Source organism: Dactylosporangium vinaceum (genome assembly GCF_019904175.1).
GTDB lineage: Bacteria > Actinomycetota > Actinomycetes > Mycobacteriales > Micromonosporaceae > Dactylosporangium > Dactylosporangium vinaceum.
Map to the genome: position 1 here is coordinate 10,371,480 of NZ_CP061913.1, position 14,554 is coordinate 10,386,033.

The following is a 14,554-nucleotide window of genomic DNA, read 5'->3' on the forward strand; positions in this document are numbered from 1 at the left end:
GCCCGGCCATCACGAGTGGTGCTTCGCGGCTCGATCGACCGGTCCGTCGGCGTGGTCGATGAGGCGGAGGATCTCGTCGACGACGTGGGCGATGGGCGGGCGGGCGTCGATGATGACGGCGGGGTGGGGGAGGTCGGCCTTCGTGCGGTGCCGGTGCACGATCAGGGCGCGCTCCGCCGGGTGTCTGCCCCAGGGGTCGTCGCGCTCGTCCAGGCGCCGGTGCAGCGTGGCCAGGTCGACGTCCAGGACGAACACGCCGTCGAAGAGGTGCACGAACTTAGCGAAGTTGCGGGAGCCGCCGCAGAAGAAGGTCGCGGGGGTGTCCCGGGCGGCGACCAGGGCTTGGACCCGGTCGACCCGCCAGATGTGGTGCTCGTGGGTGGAGCCGTCCGTCGGCTCGCCGGTTTCCGGGTCGCCCTGGTAGGACAGTTCGCGGTCGCCGTGCACGACGTGGTGGCCGCGCCGCTGGAGCTCCTCGGCGACGGAGGTCTTGCCGGTGCCGGAAACGCCGTCGATCAGGTAGTTTCGCAGGCCCATCGGCCGATGGTACGAAGCCGGCGGGCGGCGGTCACTCGGTGATCGTGGCGAAGACCGTGGCGTCCGGGGCGGCTACGTGGATCGGCGCGGCCGGGGAGACGTCGCGGACGGCGGCGTGGCCCAGGCCGTCGAGGGTGGATGCCTCGGTGACCACCGCGGCCGCCTCCAGCTTCGTGGCGCCCGAGGAGATCGCCGACGCGACGGCCATCTGCAGGGCGGTCAGTGAGAGCGACGGCAGCGTGACCGAGGCCGCGTTGTACGTCCGCCCGTCCCCGTCGCGCACCGCGGCGCCCTCCACGGCGCCAGTGCGGGCGCGGGCGGCTCGGGCCAGGGTGACGAGCTTGGTGTCCTCGGCGGTCAGGTCGTCAGGCATCGGCGTGCTGCCTCTCGGTTTCGTGGCTGGCCTGGTCCTCGTCGTCCGGGTCGGCCCGGCGGACCAGGACGGTGTCGATGCGGTTGCGGCGGCCCGCGGTGCCCTCGGCCACCAGGACCAGGCCGCCGACGACGGCGGTGGCGCCGGGGATCGGGACGCGGCCCAGGGACTGCGCGAGCAGGCCGGCGACCGTCTCGACCTCGTCGGCCGGGAGTTCGACGCCGAAGAGCTCGCCCAGGTCCTCGATCGGCAGGCGGCTCGTCACGCGGATCGCGCCGTCGGAGAGCTCCTCGATCGGGGGGCGCTCGGCCACGTCGTACTCGTCGGTGATCTCGCCGACGATCTCCTCCAGGATGTCCTCGATCGTGACGAGGCCGGCGGTGCCGCCGTACTCGTCGATGATCACGGCCATGTGGGTGCGCTTGGCCTGCATCTCACGGAGGAGGTCGTCGACCGGCTTGGACTCCGGCACGAACGTGGCGTCGCGCATGACCTGGGCGACAGGCATCTCCCCGGCGCCCGTCTCGTTGCCGGAGGTACGCCGGACGAGGTCCTTCAGATACACGATGCCCAGGATGTCGTCGACGTTCTCGCCGACGACCGGGATGCGGGAGAACCCGCTGCGCATCGCCAGCATCAGGCCCTGGCGGACGGTCTTGTGCGACTCGATCCAGACCATCTCGGTGCGGGGCACCATGACCTCGCGGGCGATTGTCGTGCCGAGCGCGAAGACCGAGTGGATCATGTCGCGCTCGCCGTGCTCCACGACGCCGCGCTGCTCGGCGATGTCGACGAGTTCGCGCAGTTCGATGGTGGTGGCGAAGGGGCCTTCGCGGTACCCCTTGCCGGGTGTCACCGCATTGCCGATGAGGATCAGCAGGCGGGCCAGGGGGCCCAGGGCGGTCCCGAGCCAGCGAACCGGCGGGGCGGCGAGGCGGGCCACCTGGTAGGCGTGCTGGCGGCCCATCGTGCGTGGCGCGACGCCGACGACCACGAAGCTGATAACGGTCATGATGCCGGCCGTGATGAGGGCGGCCAGCCAGTCACGCCGACCGCCGACCGCGTCCGCCGTCTCCAGGGCCACCAGGGTGGTCGCCGTGAGCTCGCACAACAGACGCAGGAGCAGCAGGAGGTTGATGTACCGGGCCGGGTCCGCGGCGATGACCTCGAGTGCTCCGGCGCCGGGCTTGCCCTCGCGGGCGAGCTCGTGCGCGCGGGCCGGCGACACTACGTTGAGGGCGGCGTCAGTCATCGCGAACAGCCCGGCGAGGACAACCAGCCCGGCCGCCGTCGTCAGAAGTGTGACGTCACTCACGTCACGACCTCCGCTCCGGACCGCTCACGTGGATTCAAGACTTTCGCCAGCTCTCCAGCAGTCGGGCCTGCAGACCGAACATCTCGGCCTCTTCCTCGGGCTCGGCGTGGTCGTAGCCGAGCAGGTGCAGGATGCCGTGCACCGTGAGCAGGGCCAGCTCGTCGATCGTGGCGTGCCCGGCGGTGGCGGCCTGCTTGGCGGCCACCTCCGGGCAGAGCACGATGTCGCCGAGGAGCGCCGGCTCGCCGCCGCCCTCGCCGGGGCCGTGGTCGACGCTGCCCTCGTCCATCGGGAAGGCCAGCACGTCCGTCGGGCCCTCGCCGTCCATCCAGCGGTGGTTCAGCTCGGTCATGTACTCGACGTCGACGCACAGGATCGACAGCTCGGCGAGGGGGTTGACCCCCATCTCGTCGAGCGCGTGCCGAGCCACCGCGAGCACGGTGTCGGAGTTGACGTCGACGCCGGACTCGTTGGCGATCTCGATGGACAACAGGGCTCCCGGGGCTATCTGCGGCGCCCGGGCCGGCCGCCCTGTGCGGCGCGGTCCGGGACGGCGCGCACCGGCTGCTGCTGAGCCTCCTGCGCTTCGTCCCAGCGGGCGTAGGCGTCGACGATCTCACTGACCAGGCGGTGGCGCACGACATCGGCGCTGCCGAGCTGGGCGAAGTGGACATCCTCGACGCCGTCGAGGATCTCACGGACCACTCGGAGGCCTGAGCGGGTCCCCCCGGGTAGATCGATCTGGGTCACGTCACCAGTGACGACGATCCGCGACCCGAAGCCGAGCCGGGTGAGGAACATCTTCATCTGCTCGGGCGTGGTGTTCTGGGCCTCGTCCAGGATGATGAAGGCGTCGTTGAGGGTCCGGCCGCGCATGTACGCAAGCGGCGCCACCTCGATCGTCCCGGCCGCCATCAGCTTCGGGATGGACTCCGGGTCGAGCATGTCGTGCAGTGCGTCGTAGAGCGGCCGCAGGTACGGGTCGATCTTGTCGTAGAGCGTGCCGGGCAGGAAGCCCAGCCGCTCGCCGGCCTCGACCGCCGGGCGGGTCAGGATGATCCGGTTGACCTGTTTGGCCTGCAGCGCCTGGACGGCCTTGGCCATGGCCAGGTACGTCTTGCCGGTGCCGGCCGGGCCGATCCCGAACACGATCGTGTGCTGGTCGATCGAGTCGACGTACCGCTTCTGGCCCAGGGTCTTCGGCCGGATCGTACGGCCGCGCCGGGACAGGATGTTGAGGGTCAGCACCTCGGCCGGGCGCTCGGTCGTGTTCTGCTCAAGCATCCCGACGGTGCGCCGGACATTGTCCGGCGTGAGCGTCTCGCCCTTGCGCACGAGCTCGATGAGCTCGCCGAAGATGCGCTCGGCCAGCGCGTTGTCCGCGGCCGCGCCGGTGATGGTGATCTCGTTGCCCCGCACGTGAACATCGCTGTGCACCGACCGCTCGACGAGCTTGAGGATCTCGTCGCCGGCCCCGAGCAGCCTGACCATGACGTGCGGGTCGGGAACGGTGATCTTGCTGATGGCCCGCACGGGCTGCTCCGACGCAGCTGCCGGCGCGGGGTTTGGGGTCTCGGTCATACCTTGGCCGCGATGGGCCTCAAGCACCTGCTTCCGGGCTCGCTCCAGCCTGGGCTCATGTCCAGGCTCTTCATGGTATCGGCTGACCGCCGCAACGGCCGTTCCCATTTTCTGCCGGACGCGCCGCCCGATCGTGTTCGGCCGAACATGCCGTCTGCGCCGAATCCGCCACGGGCCACCCACCTGGGCTGATAGGGAGGCAGATGACCGGTTTACCCAGGGAGGCCCAGCATGGTCGAGCGCAGCGGATACATCGACGGCGAACCGTGCTGGGCGGATGTGGTGGCGGCCGACGTCCCGGCCGCGCAGCACTTCTACGGGTCGGTGTTCGGCTGGGAGTACGCGGACACCGGCGCCGAGTTCGGCAACTACGTGATGTGCCTGAAGAACGGCCGGATCGTGGCCGGGATGAGCCCGCCGATGCCCGGGTCCGAGCAGCTCCCGGCCGCCTGGAGCCTGTACCTCATGTCGCACGACCTGACCGAGACGTCCCGGCGCATCGAGGAGCACGGCGGGAAGATGCTCGTCGCCCCGATGGACATTCCGGACAACGGCCGGATGCTCTTCGCCATGGACCCGTCAGGTGCGGCGTTCGGCGCCTGGGAGCCCGGCCGGCACACGGGCTCGCAGCTGTTCGACGAGGCCGGCGCGATGTGCTGGGCCGAGGTCAACACCCGCGAGCCCACCGTGACCGACTTCTTCTACCACGGCCTCTTCGGATACCGGCAGACCAAGATCCCCGGGACCGTCGACACCGGCGATGAGCTGTTCGACTACTCCGCGTGGAGCCTCGGCGACGCCGACCCGGTCGCCGGCCGCCTCGCGATGACCTCGGAGTGGGACGGCGTGCCCGCCCACTGGGCGGTGTACTTCGCGACCGACGACACCGACGCCGCCGCCGAGCGCGTGGAGGCGGCGGGCGGGCGCCTCCAGCACGGCCCGTTCGACTCCCCGCACGGCCGCCTGGCCGTCGTCGAGGACCCCAACGGCGCCGTCTTCACGATGATCGCTCGGTAGGAGCCGGGCGAGCCGCGTCAGAACCGGTACCCGTCGAATGTCTCCTGCCCGCGCGTGAAGCGGTACGTGGCCCAGTGCAGGCGCACCACCACCCCGTCCGCGTCGCGGGTCAGCCGCAGCAGCTCCCCGGCCTCGCGCCCCGAGACCGTCCGGAACACGTCGGACGCCCCGTCCACCGGCGCGAACACCGCCGGTGGCCGCTTGGCCGCCGCCTCGGCCGCCCGGGCGTGCAGGGCACCGTCGCGCCAGCTGAACACGTACTCGAACCCCTCCCCCCACCACCGCCCGAGCACCGAGCGGAACTGCGCGGGCGCGGGCGGCCCGGGCACCCAGGGCGCGATGTCCGCGGGGTCGTGCTCGACGGCGGCCGCGAGCAGATCGTGGGGCAGCTCACAGATTTCCCCGGCGGTACCCGACGAGCCGACCGACGCCACCCCGAGCGCTCTGGGCGTGCCGGCACCCCCGACCCGTCCGTAGGCCGCGGCCAGGAACCCGGGCATGGCGCCGTCGTGCCCCACGTGCACGACCCGCTCCGCGCCGGCCTGCGGATGCAGGATCAGCCCGAGCCCGACCCCGCGCGCCCAGAGCACGTCCTCGGTCACGACCTGGGGCACCCGCATCTCGTCGACGGTCGAGGCCGACAGCACCGTCCCGTTCGGGTCCATCTCGCGCGGATCGGCGAGGAACGCTCCCCACCGGGCCAGATCCGCGGCGGTACTCCACAGCTGCGCCGCCGGCCCGACCGCCCCGAAGTCCGCGGGCGGCTCCGGGTGCGCGTAGTCCGAATAGGCGTCGACCTGGTAGCCGGTCACGGGCCGCTCCGGCGTCACCGCGGTGTCGGACAGCCCGAACGGGTCGAGGATCCGGTCCTGGAGCACCTCGGCCCAGGTCCCGCCGCGCAGCCGCCCGACCAGGTGCCCGAGCAGCGCGATGGCCAGGTTCGAGTAGTGGAACCGCAGCCCGGGCCGCAGCACCTGCTCGGCCCGGTCGAGCTGGGTCAGCAGCCCCTCCAGGTCGGGCGCCTGCATGGTGTCCCACACGTCACCGAACGGCTCGCGCTGCAGCCCCGACAGGTGCGAGAGCATGCGCCCGATCGTGAGCTCGCCGTGCGCCTTCACGGGCAGGTGGCGGGCGATCTGGTCGTCGAGGTCGAGCAGCCCCTCGTCGCGGCACTGCAGGACGAGTACACACGTGAAGGTCTTCGTGATGGACCCCATGCGAAACTGGCTGGAGGCGTCGACCCCCTCGCCCACCTGGAACGTCCACAGCGGCCGGTCGGCGCGGTGCACGGCCACACTCAACGCCGGGATCCGTGCTTCCGCCTGGGTCTGCCGGACCATCCGCTCGTACCGCTGCGACACCTTCATCCCGGAATACTATTTCGCGCATGGCAGCTCGCAGGGTCCTCATCACCGGCGCGGCCCGCGGAATCGGCGCCGCCGTGGCCCGGGCCTTCGCCGCCGCCGGCGACACGGTCGCCGTCCACCGCCGCACGCCCGCCGAGCCCGACCGGCCCGACGATCTCCTCGGGGGTGGCCACACGGTGGTGGCCGGCGACCTGGCCGACCCGGAGGCGGTCCGCACCCTCGTCGACCGGGCCGCGGAGGCGCTGGGCGGGCTGGACGTGGTCGTCAACAACGCCGCCGTCTACATCGAGCACAGGATCCTCGACGTCAGCTACGAGCAGTGGCAGCGGGCCTGGCACGACACCCTGGCCGTCGACCTGCTGGCCCCCGCGAACGTCAGCTGGTGCGCCGTCCGCCACCTGGGCCGGGGCGGCCGGATCATCAACGTGAGCTCCCGCGGCGCCTACCGCGGCGAGCCCGACCACCCCGCCTACGGCGCCGCGAAGGCCGCCCTCAACTCGATGACCCAGAGCCTGGCCCGGGCGCTGGCCCCGAAGGGCATCGCGGTGTCCGCCGTCGCCCCCGGCTTCGTGGCCACGGACCTGGTCGCCGACCTGCTCGCCTCCCCGGAGGGCGACGCGATCCGGGCCCAGAGCCCCTTCAACCGCGTCGCCACCCCGGAGGAGGTCGCCGCCGCGGTGCTGCACCTCGCATCCCCGCAGGCGGAATGGTCCTCGGGCGCCGTCCTCGACCTCAACGGCGCCAGCTACTTCCGCTAGGGCTAGGCCTTGATCTGCACCCACCAATTCGTGGTGTCGGCGTTGCAGGGGTACTGCACCACACCGGTGCCCTGGGTGAAGACGCCGTTCTGCGTGGCGATGCACTGCTGGCTGCCGCTCTTGTTCTGGATTTCGAACACCTGATATTCACAGTACGAGGCGCCGGTATCGGGGTGTCGCGGGCAGGCCCCGATGAATCCGGGGTCCACCTTCTTGTAGACCCATCGGGCGCTGGCGGCGGAATTGCATGTGTACTGCACGATCCACGCGCCGCTGGACGACGATCCCCCGTACGGGACCAGGCACTTGCCGCTGGCCAGGTTGTAGGTCCAGTAGTCGGAGTTGGTCACGGCCGTCTCGTTGAAGAACAGCTGGTCGACATTGCCGCATGCGTACAGGATCTGATGGACGTTGTTGGCGGTGCTCGAGCCCGGGTCGGCGAGGCACTGCGGGTGGGCGGTGAAGGCGGTGTTGAAGTTCATGAGGTAGTAGGGGCCGTAGATCTCACCGACGGCGTGCGCCGGCGTCGGCGCGGACACCATTGTCGCGGCGAACGCGACAAACGCGACAACGGCCTGCATGAGGCGTTTTCGAAGCACGAGATCCCCAATCCGAATGCTTACTCGCTTCGATGGCCTCGGCGAGCAGGGGGAGCGTGCCACGACGCTGTTGGAAGTTCGTTAACCCGCGGGTCACCGGGCCGGCGTCACCAGCGGCCGAGCCGGATCGAGAGGGCAGCGACCGCGGCGGCGCCGGCGGTGGAGGTGCGCAGGACCTCGCGGCCCAGGCGGACCGGGGTGCCGCCGATCATGTCCAGCTCCTCGGGCGCCACCCCGCCCTCCGGCCCCACGACGAGCGTGATCTCGCCGGCGGTGGGCAGCGGGACGGCGGAGAGGGGGACCGACGCCTCCTCGTGCAGCACCAGAATCACTCCGGCGAGGGACAGCTGCTTCGTCGTGGCCGCCGGCGACACCGTGGGAACCCACGGGCGGCGCGACTGTTTGGCGGCCTCGCGGACTGTCGAGCGCCAGCGCTCCAGGGGACGGTCGTCCTTCCACCGTGCGACGCAGCGCGCGGCCTGCCACGGCACGATCCGATCGACACCGACTTCGGTCAGCAGCTGTACCGCCAGTTCCGCCCGCTCCCCCTTGGCGATCCCCTGCACCACCGTCAGGGAGGGGTCGCGCTCGGGCTCGAAGGCGGGCGGGTCCAGCTCCAGGGACAGCGAACCCTTGCGCGCCGAGACCACGACACCGCGCACGACGCCGCCGCGCCCGTCCGCGAGCAGCAGCACCTCGCCCGGGGTCAGGCGCTGGACATCGGCCGCGTGGTGTCCCTCCGGCCCGTCGAGGACGAACGACGGACCGGGCGGCAGCGACGGTACGAGAAACAGCGGCAGGCTCACGCCGCCTCCGCCTCGATCCAGCGGCGCGAGCCGGGTCCTGACCTATGGTGAGCGGCGCCGGCGCTGCGCAGCGGACCGCTCACTGGTGGCCGTTGAACGCATCGCGCATGCGCGAGAAGAAGCCGCCCTGCTTGGACAGCTCGGCCACCTCCTCGCCGCGCGTGCGGGCGAACTCGCGCAGTAGCCGCTCCTGCTCCGGCTCGAGCCGGGTCGGGGTGCGGACGTCCAGGTGGACGTAGAGGTCGCCGCGCCCGGCGCCGCGCAGGTGCGGGACGCCCTTGCCGCGGATGCGCAGCGTGGAGGTCGGCTGGGTGCCGGCCTTGACGTCGACCGTCTCCTCGCCGTCGAGCGTCTTGATGGTCAGGCGGGTGCCGAGCGCGGCCGCGGTCATCGGGACCGTCACGCGGCAGTGCAGGTCGTCGTCCTTGCGGGAGTAGACGTCGTGCGGGCGCTCGTGGATCTCGACGTAGAGGTCGCCGGGCTGGCCGCCGCCGGGGCCGATCTCGCCCTGCTGGGCCAGGCGGATGCGCATGCCGTCCTCGACGCCCGAGGGGATCTTGACGGTCAGCGAGCGGCGGGTGCGGACCCGGCCGTCGCCGCCGCAGGTCGCGCACGGGTGCGGGATCACGGTGCCGAAGCCCTGGCAGGCCGAGCAGGGGCGGGCCGAGACGACCTGGCCGAGGAACGTGCGCTGGACCGACTGGACCTCGCCGCGGCCCTGGCAGATCTCGCAGGTCTGCGGGTGCGTGCCGGGCGCGGTGCCGGCGCCCTGACAGGTGGTGCAGAGCACGGCGGTGTCGACCTGGATCGGGGCCTCCACGCCGAAGGCCGTCTCGTGCAGGTCGAGGTCCAGGCGCAGGATCGCGTCGGCGCCCGGGCGCACGCGCGGGCGCGGCCCGCGGGCGGACTGGGTGCCGAAGAAGGCGTCCATGATGTCCTGGAAGCCGACGAACGTGCCGGCCTGGGGGCCGCCTCCGCCGCCGCTGGGTGCGAGCGGGTCGCCGCCGAGGTCGACCATCTCCCGCTTGCGCGGGTCGGACAGGACCTCGTACGCGGCGTTGATCTCTTTGAACTTCTCCTGCGCCGCCGGGTCGGGATTGACGTCCGGGTGGAACTCGCGGGCCAACCGCCGGTAGGCCCGCTTGATCTCATCGGCTGTGGAGTCCCGCTTGACGCCGAGAATCCCGTAATAGTCCTTCGCCACTGAGTCCTATGCCCCTGAGTCGATGCTGAGTGCAACGCTGATCAATACAGTTGTCAACTCTGTGCCAGCAGGTCGCCGACGTAGCGTGCCACGGCACGCACAGTCGCGATGTTTCCGGGGTAGTCCATGCGGGTCGGGCCGAGCACGCCCATCCCACCGACGATCGTCGCGCCCGGGCCGTAGCCGGTCGCCACGATCGACGCGGTCCGCAGGTCCTCGATCTCGTTCTCGTCGCCGATGCGCACCCGGGTCATGCTCGGCTCGACCTCGCCGAAGAGCTTGAGCAGGATGACCTCCTCCTCGAGCGCCTCGAGGATCGGGCGCAGCGAGCCCTGGAAGTCCAGCAGGCCGCCGCGGGCGAGGTTGGCCGTCCCGGCGAGCGCGATGCGCTCCTCGGACCGCTCGACGAGCGTCTCCAGCAGCACCGTCGACAGGGCCGTCATCGGCGGCCGCAGCCCCGGCGCCGCCTCCTCGACGAGGGCCACCACCAGGGGCGGCGTCTCGGCCAGGCGCTTGCCGACAAGCTTCTCGTTGATCAGGCGGCGCAGCTCGGTGACGTCGTCGGCCAGGATCGGCCCCGGCAGCTCGACCAGGCGCTGCTCCACCCGGCCGGTCTCGGCGATCATCACCACCATGAGCCGCGTGGTGGAGATCGGGACCAGCTCGAAGTGGCGCACGCTCGCCCGGGACAGGCTCGGGTACTGCACCACCGCCACCTGCCGGGTCAGCTGCGCGAGCAGCCGCACCGTGCGGTGGACGACGTCGTCGAGGTCGACCGCCCCGATCAGGAACCGCTCGATGGCCCGGCGCTCGGCCTGGCTGAGCGGCTTGACCCGGGAGAGCTTGTCGACGAACAGCCGGTAGCCGGCGTCGGTGGGCACCCGGCCCGCGCTGGTGTGCGGCTGCCGGATGTACCCCTCCTCCTCCAGGACGGCCATGTCGTTGCGGACAGTCGCCGGGGAAACCCGCAGGTTGTGCCGCTCGACAAGCGCTTTGCTGCCGACCGGCTCCTGGGTGGCGACGTAGTCCTCGACGATGGCGCGAAGCACTTCAAGCTTGCGCTCGTCAAGGCCCATGGCACCTCCTCAAGGACTGGCACTCCCAACTGGTGAGTGCCAGTCTACGTCAGGCGGCCCAGAGCACGCGATGATCGTTTGCCGCACCATAGGCGCTACCGGCGCTGTACTGGGTAAAAGTTGTCTAAAAGAAGTCATGCCGTGTCGCTGGCGCCACTTGATCGATGCCCCTACGGTGGCGGCATGAGTGAACCACCTCGCCCCCCGGGGGACTACGGCCAGCCGCAGGACCCTAACTACGGGTATCCGCCCCAGCCGCCCGTGTCGGGTGGCGGGTACCCGCCGCCGTCGAGCGGCGGGGCGTACGGCACGCCCCCCACGTCCGGCGGGGCCTACGGCACGCCTCCGACCTCCGGCGCCGGCTACGGCCAGCAGCCCGGTTACCAGCAGCCGCAGCCCGGGCAGTACGGCCAGCAGCCCGGCGGCTACCAGCAGCCGGGGTACCAGCAGCCCGGCGGCTACCAGCAGCCCGGCGCCTACGGCGCGCCCGGCGGCGCTCCGGTCGGCTACGCCAACAGCGATGAGAAGACCTGGGCCCTCATCGCCCACTTCGGCGGCATCTTCCTGGGCTTCATCGCCCCGCTCATCGCGCTCCTGGCGAAGGGCAACGAGTCGCCGACGGTCAAGGCGCACGCCACCGAGGCCCTGAACTTCCACATCACCTGGGGCATCGCGATCCTCGTCTCGGTGGTCATCGCGGTCTGCACCTTCGGCATCCTGTTCTTCCTGCCGATGCTCGTGGCGATCGTCCCGCTGGTCTTCTCGATCATCGGCGGCATGAAGGCCAACAACGGCGAGCTGTACCGCTACCCGATGTCCATCCGGATGATCAAGTAAGAGCCCTGTGACGAGGGGCGGCCGCCGGGCCGCCCTTTTTCATGTCAGAGTTCATGTCAGAGCCCGGGCCACCCCGTCGGCCAGGAGCCGTCCCCGCAGCGTGAGGACCGCCCGCCCGGCCGCGAACGCCGCCGCGTCGAGCTGCCCGTCGGCCAGGCACTCCCGGGCCCCGGCCAGGCCGGCCGCGTCGAGCACGCGGAGGGGCAGGCCGTCGGCGAGCCGGATACGCAGCAGCACGTCCTCCATGTGCCGTTCGTCAGGCGTCAGTACCTCCCGGGCCTGCGCCGGCGACGCGAGGTCCGCGAGCCGGGCGGCGTAGGCGTGCGGGTGCTTGACGTTCCACCAGCGCACCCCGCCGACGTGGCTGTGCGCGCCCGGGCCGAGGCCCCACCAGTCCCCGCCCCGCCAGTACAGCTCGTTGTGCCGGCACGGCGAGTCCGTCGACCAGTTCGACACCTCGTACCAGGTGAACCCGGCCGCGTGCAGCGCCGCGTCGGCGGCCAGGTAGCGGTCGGCGGCGACGTCGTCGTCGGGGTACGGCAGCTCGCCCCGGCGCATCCGGGCCGCCATCCGCGTGCCGTCCTCGACGATGAGGGCGTAGGCGCTGACGTGGTCCACACCGGCGTCGATGACGGTGGCCAGGGACGCGGCGAAGTCCTCGGGCCGCTCCCCCGGCGTGCCGTAGATCAGGTCCAGGTTGACCCGGTCGAACCCGGCCGCCCGGGCCTCGGCGGCGGCCGCTGGAGGGCGGCCCGGTGTGTGCCGGCGGTCGAGGACGGCCAGCACGTGCGGCGCCGCCGACTGCATGCCGAGGGAGATCCGGTTGAAGCCGGCCGCCCGCAGCTCCCGCAGCGCGGCGAGGTCGACGGACTCGGGGTTGGCCTCGGTCGTCACCTCGGCGTCGGCGGACAGGCCCCACGTGCGGTCGATCCCGTCCAGGATTCTGGCGAGTTCGGCCGGAGGCAACAGGGTGGGAGTACCCCCGCCGAAAAAGATCGTGTCGACTCGGGACGGCTGGACGACCTTGGCCGCCAGGGCGAGCTCGGCCAGGACCTGGTCGGCGTAGCCGGCGCTCAGCACACCCTCACTCGCGGTGTAGGTGTTGAAGTCGCAGTAGCCGCACCGGGTGGCGCAGAACGGCACGTGGACGTAGACCCCGAAGCCGTCTCGCCCGGCGCCGGCGGCGGCCCCGTCGGGCAGGGCTCCGTCGCGAGGCATCGGCTCGCCTTCTGGTAGTGCTCCGGGCATTTCACTAGTGTGCCCGCATGCCTCTCGTGCGATCGGAAACGGGGCGTGGCGTGGCGACGCTCACCCTGGACAGCCCGCCCAACCGCAACGCGCTGTCCACGGCCCTGATCGAAGAGCTCCTGGCCGCCCTGGCCGCGGCTGACGCCGACGACTCGGTCCGCGCGATAGTGCTCACGCACACCGGCCCGGTGTTCAGCTCCGGCGCCGACCTGAAGGAGACCGCCGCCGCCATCGGCTCCGGCCGGCCGCCGATCACCCGGCTCGGCGACGTGCTGGCCGCGATCTGGGAGGGCCGCAAGCCGGTCGTCGCCCGGGTCGCCGGACCGGCCCGGGCCGGCGGTCTGGGGCTTATCGCCGCCGCCGACATCGCGGTGTGCAGCACCGACGCCACGTTCGCGTTCACCGAGGTCCGCATCGGCGTGGTGCCGGCGGTGATCTCGGCCACAGTGCTTCCCCGGCTCTCCTCCCGAGACGCCGCGGAGCTGTACCTGACCGGCGCCACCTTCGACGGCGCGCGCGCCGAGCGCGTGGGCCTGGTGACCGCCGCGGTGGCGCCGGAGGAGCTGGACGCGGCCGTCGCGGCGTACGTGGCCGCGCTGGTCCGCGGCGCCCCCGAAGCCCTGGCCGGCACCAAGGAGCTGCTGCGCCAGCCGCGGACCGACCGGTTCCGCCATCAGATCCGGGCGCTGACGGAGATTTCCGTGTCGTATTTCGGATCCGACGAGGGCCGGGAGGGCATGCTGGCATTCCGGGAGAAAAGGGACCCGAACTGGGTACCTGACGGCGCCGCCTGACCGCGGCCGGTGGCGACCGGAACGTACGCTGTTCGACCTGACGTTGCGGTGATCAGGAGGTGATGGATGCGCGCCCGCCGGTTGTTGACGATCGCGGCCCTGGCCGCCGTCGCCGTGGCGCTGTGCGCGTACGTCATCGCCAACCGGGTCAGCCAGGACATCCCGCTGCGGATCGCGACCAGCCGGGCCTGCGTGGTCAGCTCCGGCACCGCGGCCGCCGGGGCGAGCACCGGCGCGGCCGAGGTCGAGCTCGACTCCGACCAGCTGGCCAACGCGGCCACCGTCACCGCCGTCGGGCTGACCCGCAAGATCCCGCAGCGCGGGCTGGTCATCGCGCTGGCCACCGCCTGGCAGGAGTCGAAGCTGGAGAACCTGACCGGCGGCGACCGGGACTCGATAGGGCTGTTCCAGCAGCGCCCGAGCCAGGGCTGGGGCGAGCCGGAGCAGATCGCCGACCCGCGGTACGCCGCGAACGCCTTCTTCACCGCCCTGCTCAAGATCAAGGGCTGGGACCGGATGAGCGTGACCGACGCCGCCCAGGCCGTGCAGCGCAGCGCCCACCCCGGCGCCTACGAGAAGTGGACCGACGAGTCCGAGATCATGGTCAAGGCCCTCAGCGGTGAGGTCACCGGCGCGGTCGCCTGCACCGTGACCGAGGAGGCCAGCCACGGCCCCGAGGCCGCCCGCTCGCTCGGTGCGAGCCTCAAGCTGGACTGGGGCAGCGTCAAGACGACGAACGTGTCGAACCTGGTCGGGGTGGCGCTCAAGGTCAGCGAGCCGAAGTCGGGGTGGCAGTACGCGCACTGGCTGGTGGCCCACGCCCAGGAGAGCGGCATCAAGCGCGTCGTCTACGCCGACATGCAGTGGACCGCGGCGAGCGGAGCGTGGGCCCACGTGACGGAGCGTGGCGGCATCGACGCCGGTCCCGGCGGGGAACGGGTCGTCGCCGAGGTCTACTAGGGACCTAGACGTTCAGCGCGACCAGCAGGTTGTCGCCCGATCGGACATTGTCGCCTGCCCAACTCCCGAGTCGGCCGCGCAT

Annotated in this window: 16 protein-coding genes; 5 read left to right on the top strand and 11 right to left on the bottom strand. The window is 71.6% G+C overall.

The window, feature by feature from the left end; genetic code table 11:
- Positions 1-9 precede the first annotated feature (9 nt).
- The 5 genes from Dvina_RS46600 to Dvina_RS46620 are packed head-to-tail and all read right to left on the bottom strand — an operon-like array spanning position 10 to position 3,806.
- On the bottom strand, positions 10-537 hold the full coding sequence (locus tag Dvina_RS46600; RefSeq protein ID WP_223097910.1) for an AAA family ATPase: 528 nt from the start codon (positions 535-537) through the stop codon (positions 10-12).
- 31 nt (positions 538-568) lie between these two features.
- Positions 569-910 carry a cytidine/deoxycytidylate deaminase family protein gene (locus Dvina_RS46605; RefSeq protein WP_223097912.1) on the bottom strand — a complete coding sequence of 114 codons (342 nt, stop codon included), beginning with the start codon at positions 908-910 and terminating at the stop codon, positions 569-571.
- Entirely contained in the window at positions 903-2,225 is a 1,323-nt protein-coding gene (locus Dvina_RS46610) for a hemolysin family protein (protein WP_246655774.1), read from the bottom strand. The genes Dvina_RS46605 and Dvina_RS46610 overlap by 8 nt, the downstream gene beginning before the upstream one ends.
- A 34-nt stretch (positions 2,226-2,259) precedes the next feature.
- Positions 2,260-2,715 carry an rRNA maturation RNase YbeY gene (gene ybeY, locus Dvina_RS46615; RefSeq protein ID WP_223097914.1) on the bottom strand — a complete coding sequence of 152 codons (456 nt, stop codon included), beginning with the start codon at positions 2,713-2,715 and terminating at the stop codon, positions 2,260-2,262.
- 14 nt (positions 2,716-2,729) lie between these two features.
- Positions 2,730-3,806: a PhoH family protein gene (locus Dvina_RS46620; RefSeq protein ID WP_223097916.1), complete on the bottom strand. Its 1,077-nt coding sequence runs from the start codon at positions 3,804-3,806 to the stop codon at positions 2,730-2,732.
- Between the two features lie 231 nt (positions 3,807-4,037).
- On the opposite strand from Dvina_RS46620, the gene Dvina_RS46625 reads away from it, so the two are divergent.
- A complete protein-coding gene (locus tag Dvina_RS46625; protein WP_223097918.1) occupies positions 4,038-4,823 on the top strand; it encodes a VOC family protein in 786 nt (261 codons plus the stop codon).
- A 17-nt stretch (positions 4,824-4,840) separates the two neighbouring features.
- Here Dvina_RS46625 and Dvina_RS46630 read toward each other — a convergent pair whose 3' ends face one another.
- On the bottom strand, positions 4,841-6,190 hold the full coding sequence (locus Dvina_RS46630) for a serine hydrolase domain-containing protein (protein ID WP_223097920.1): 1,350 nt from the start codon (positions 6,188-6,190) through the stop codon (positions 4,841-4,843).
- A gap of 20 nt (positions 6,191-6,210) precedes the next feature.
- On the opposite strand from Dvina_RS46630, the gene Dvina_RS46635 reads away from it, so the two are divergent.
- Positions 6,211-6,948: an SDR family NAD(P)-dependent oxidoreductase gene (locus Dvina_RS46635; RefSeq protein ID WP_223097922.1), complete on the top strand. Its 738-nt coding sequence runs from the start codon at positions 6,211-6,213 to the stop codon at positions 6,946-6,948.
- A gap of 2 nt (positions 6,949-6,950) precedes the next feature.
- Here Dvina_RS46635 and Dvina_RS46640 read toward each other — a convergent pair whose 3' ends face one another.
- From Dvina_RS46640 to hrcA, 4 genes are all read right to left on the bottom strand, one after another.
- Positions 6,951-7,529 carry an RICIN domain-containing protein gene (locus tag Dvina_RS46640; RefSeq protein WP_223097924.1) on the bottom strand — a complete coding sequence of 193 codons (579 nt, stop codon included), beginning with the start codon at positions 7,527-7,529 and terminating at the stop codon, positions 6,951-6,953.
- Positions 7,530-7,654: 125 nt separating this feature from the next.
- A complete protein-coding gene (locus tag Dvina_RS46645; RefSeq protein ID WP_223097926.1) occupies positions 7,655-8,353 on the bottom strand; it encodes a 16S rRNA (uracil(1498)-N(3))-methyltransferase in 699 nt (232 codons plus the stop codon).
- A 79-nt stretch (positions 8,354-8,432) separates the two neighbouring features.
- Positions 8,433-9,557 (bottom strand): molecular chaperone DnaJ, encoded by a 1,125-nt coding sequence (gene dnaJ / locus Dvina_RS46650; protein WP_223097928.1) that lies wholly within the window; start codon positions 9,555-9,557, stop codon positions 8,433-8,435.
- A 53-nt stretch (positions 9,558-9,610) separates the two neighbouring features.
- A complete protein-coding gene (gene hrcA / locus Dvina_RS46655; RefSeq protein WP_223097930.1) occupies positions 9,611-10,633 on the bottom strand; it encodes a heat-inducible transcriptional repressor HrcA in 1,023 nt (340 codons plus the stop codon).
- Positions 10,634-10,816: 183 nt separating this feature from the next.
- Here hrcA and Dvina_RS46660 point away from each other — a divergent pair, with 183 nt between their 5' ends.
- Positions 10,817-11,470 (top strand): DUF4870 domain-containing protein, encoded by a 654-nt coding sequence (locus Dvina_RS46660; RefSeq protein WP_223097935.1) that lies wholly within the window; start codon positions 10,817-10,819, stop codon positions 11,468-11,470.
- A 51-nt stretch (positions 11,471-11,521) separates the two neighbouring features.
- Here Dvina_RS46660 and hemW read toward each other — a convergent pair whose 3' ends face one another.
- The gene (hemW, locus tag Dvina_RS46665) at positions 11,522-12,718 is read right to left on the bottom strand and encodes a radical SAM family heme chaperone HemW (protein ID WP_223097937.1); all 1,197 of its coding nucleotides are present in this window, start codon (positions 12,716-12,718) and stop codon (positions 11,522-11,524) included.
- 17 nt (positions 12,719-12,735) lie between these two features.
- On the opposite strand from hemW, the gene Dvina_RS46670 reads away from it, so the two are divergent.
- Together Dvina_RS46670 and Dvina_RS46675 are read left to right on the top strand one after the other, a co-directional pair.
- Positions 12,736-13,512 (top strand): enoyl-CoA hydratase family protein, encoded by a 777-nt coding sequence (locus Dvina_RS46670; protein WP_223097939.1) that lies wholly within the window; start codon positions 12,736-12,738, stop codon positions 13,510-13,512.
- Between the two features lie 66 nt (positions 13,513-13,578).
- Positions 13,579-14,472 carry a VldE C-terminal domain-containing protein gene (locus Dvina_RS46675; RefSeq protein WP_223097941.1) on the top strand — a complete coding sequence of 298 codons (894 nt, stop codon included), beginning with the start codon at positions 13,579-13,581 and terminating at the stop codon, positions 14,470-14,472.
- The last annotated feature ends 82 nt before the right edge of the window (positions 14,473-14,554 follow it).

Coding starts and splice junctions, on each gene's coding strand:
- Dvina_RS46600 (WP_223097910.1), bottom strand. CDS start 537: ATGGGCCTGCGAAACTACCTGATCGACGGCGTTTCCGGCACCGGCAAG.
- Dvina_RS46605 (WP_223097912.1), bottom strand. CDS start 910: ATGCCTGACGACCTGACCGCCGAGGACACCAAGCTCGTCACCCTGGCC.
- Dvina_RS46620 (WP_223097916.1), bottom strand. CDS start 3,806: ATGACCGAGACCCCAAACCCCGCGCCGGCAGCTGCGTCGGAGCAGCCC.
- Dvina_RS46625 (WP_223097918.1), top strand. CDS start 4,038: ATGGTCGAGCGCAGCGGATACATCGACGGCGAACCGTGCTGGGCGGAT.
- Dvina_RS46630 (WP_223097920.1), bottom strand. CDS start 6,190: ATGAAGGTGTCGCAGCGGTACGAGCGGATGGTCCGGCAGACCCAGGCG.
- Dvina_RS46635 (WP_223097922.1), top strand. CDS start 6,211: ATGGCAGCTCGCAGGGTCCTCATCACCGGCGCGGCCCGCGGAATCGGC.
- Dvina_RS46640 (WP_223097924.1), bottom strand. CDS start 7,529: ATGCAGGCCGTTGTCGCGTTTGTCGCGTTCGCCGCGACAATGGTGTCC.
- hrcA (WP_223097930.1), bottom strand. CDS start 10,633: ATGGGCCTTGACGAGCGCAAGCTTGAAGTGCTTCGCGCCATCGTCGAG.
- Dvina_RS46660 (WP_223097935.1), top strand. CDS start 10,817: ATGAGTGAACCACCTCGCCCCCCGGGGGACTACGGCCAGCCGCAGGAC.
- hemW (WP_223097937.1), bottom strand. CDS start 12,718: ATGCCCGGAGCACTACCAGAAGGCGAGCCGATGCCTCGCGACGGAGCC.
- Dvina_RS46670 (WP_223097939.1), top strand. CDS start 12,736: ATGCCTCTCGTGCGATCGGAAACGGGGCGTGGCGTGGCGACGCTCACC.
- Dvina_RS46675 (WP_223097941.1), top strand. CDS start 13,579: ATGCGCGCCCGCCGGTTGTTGACGATCGCGGCCCTGGCCGCCGTCGCC.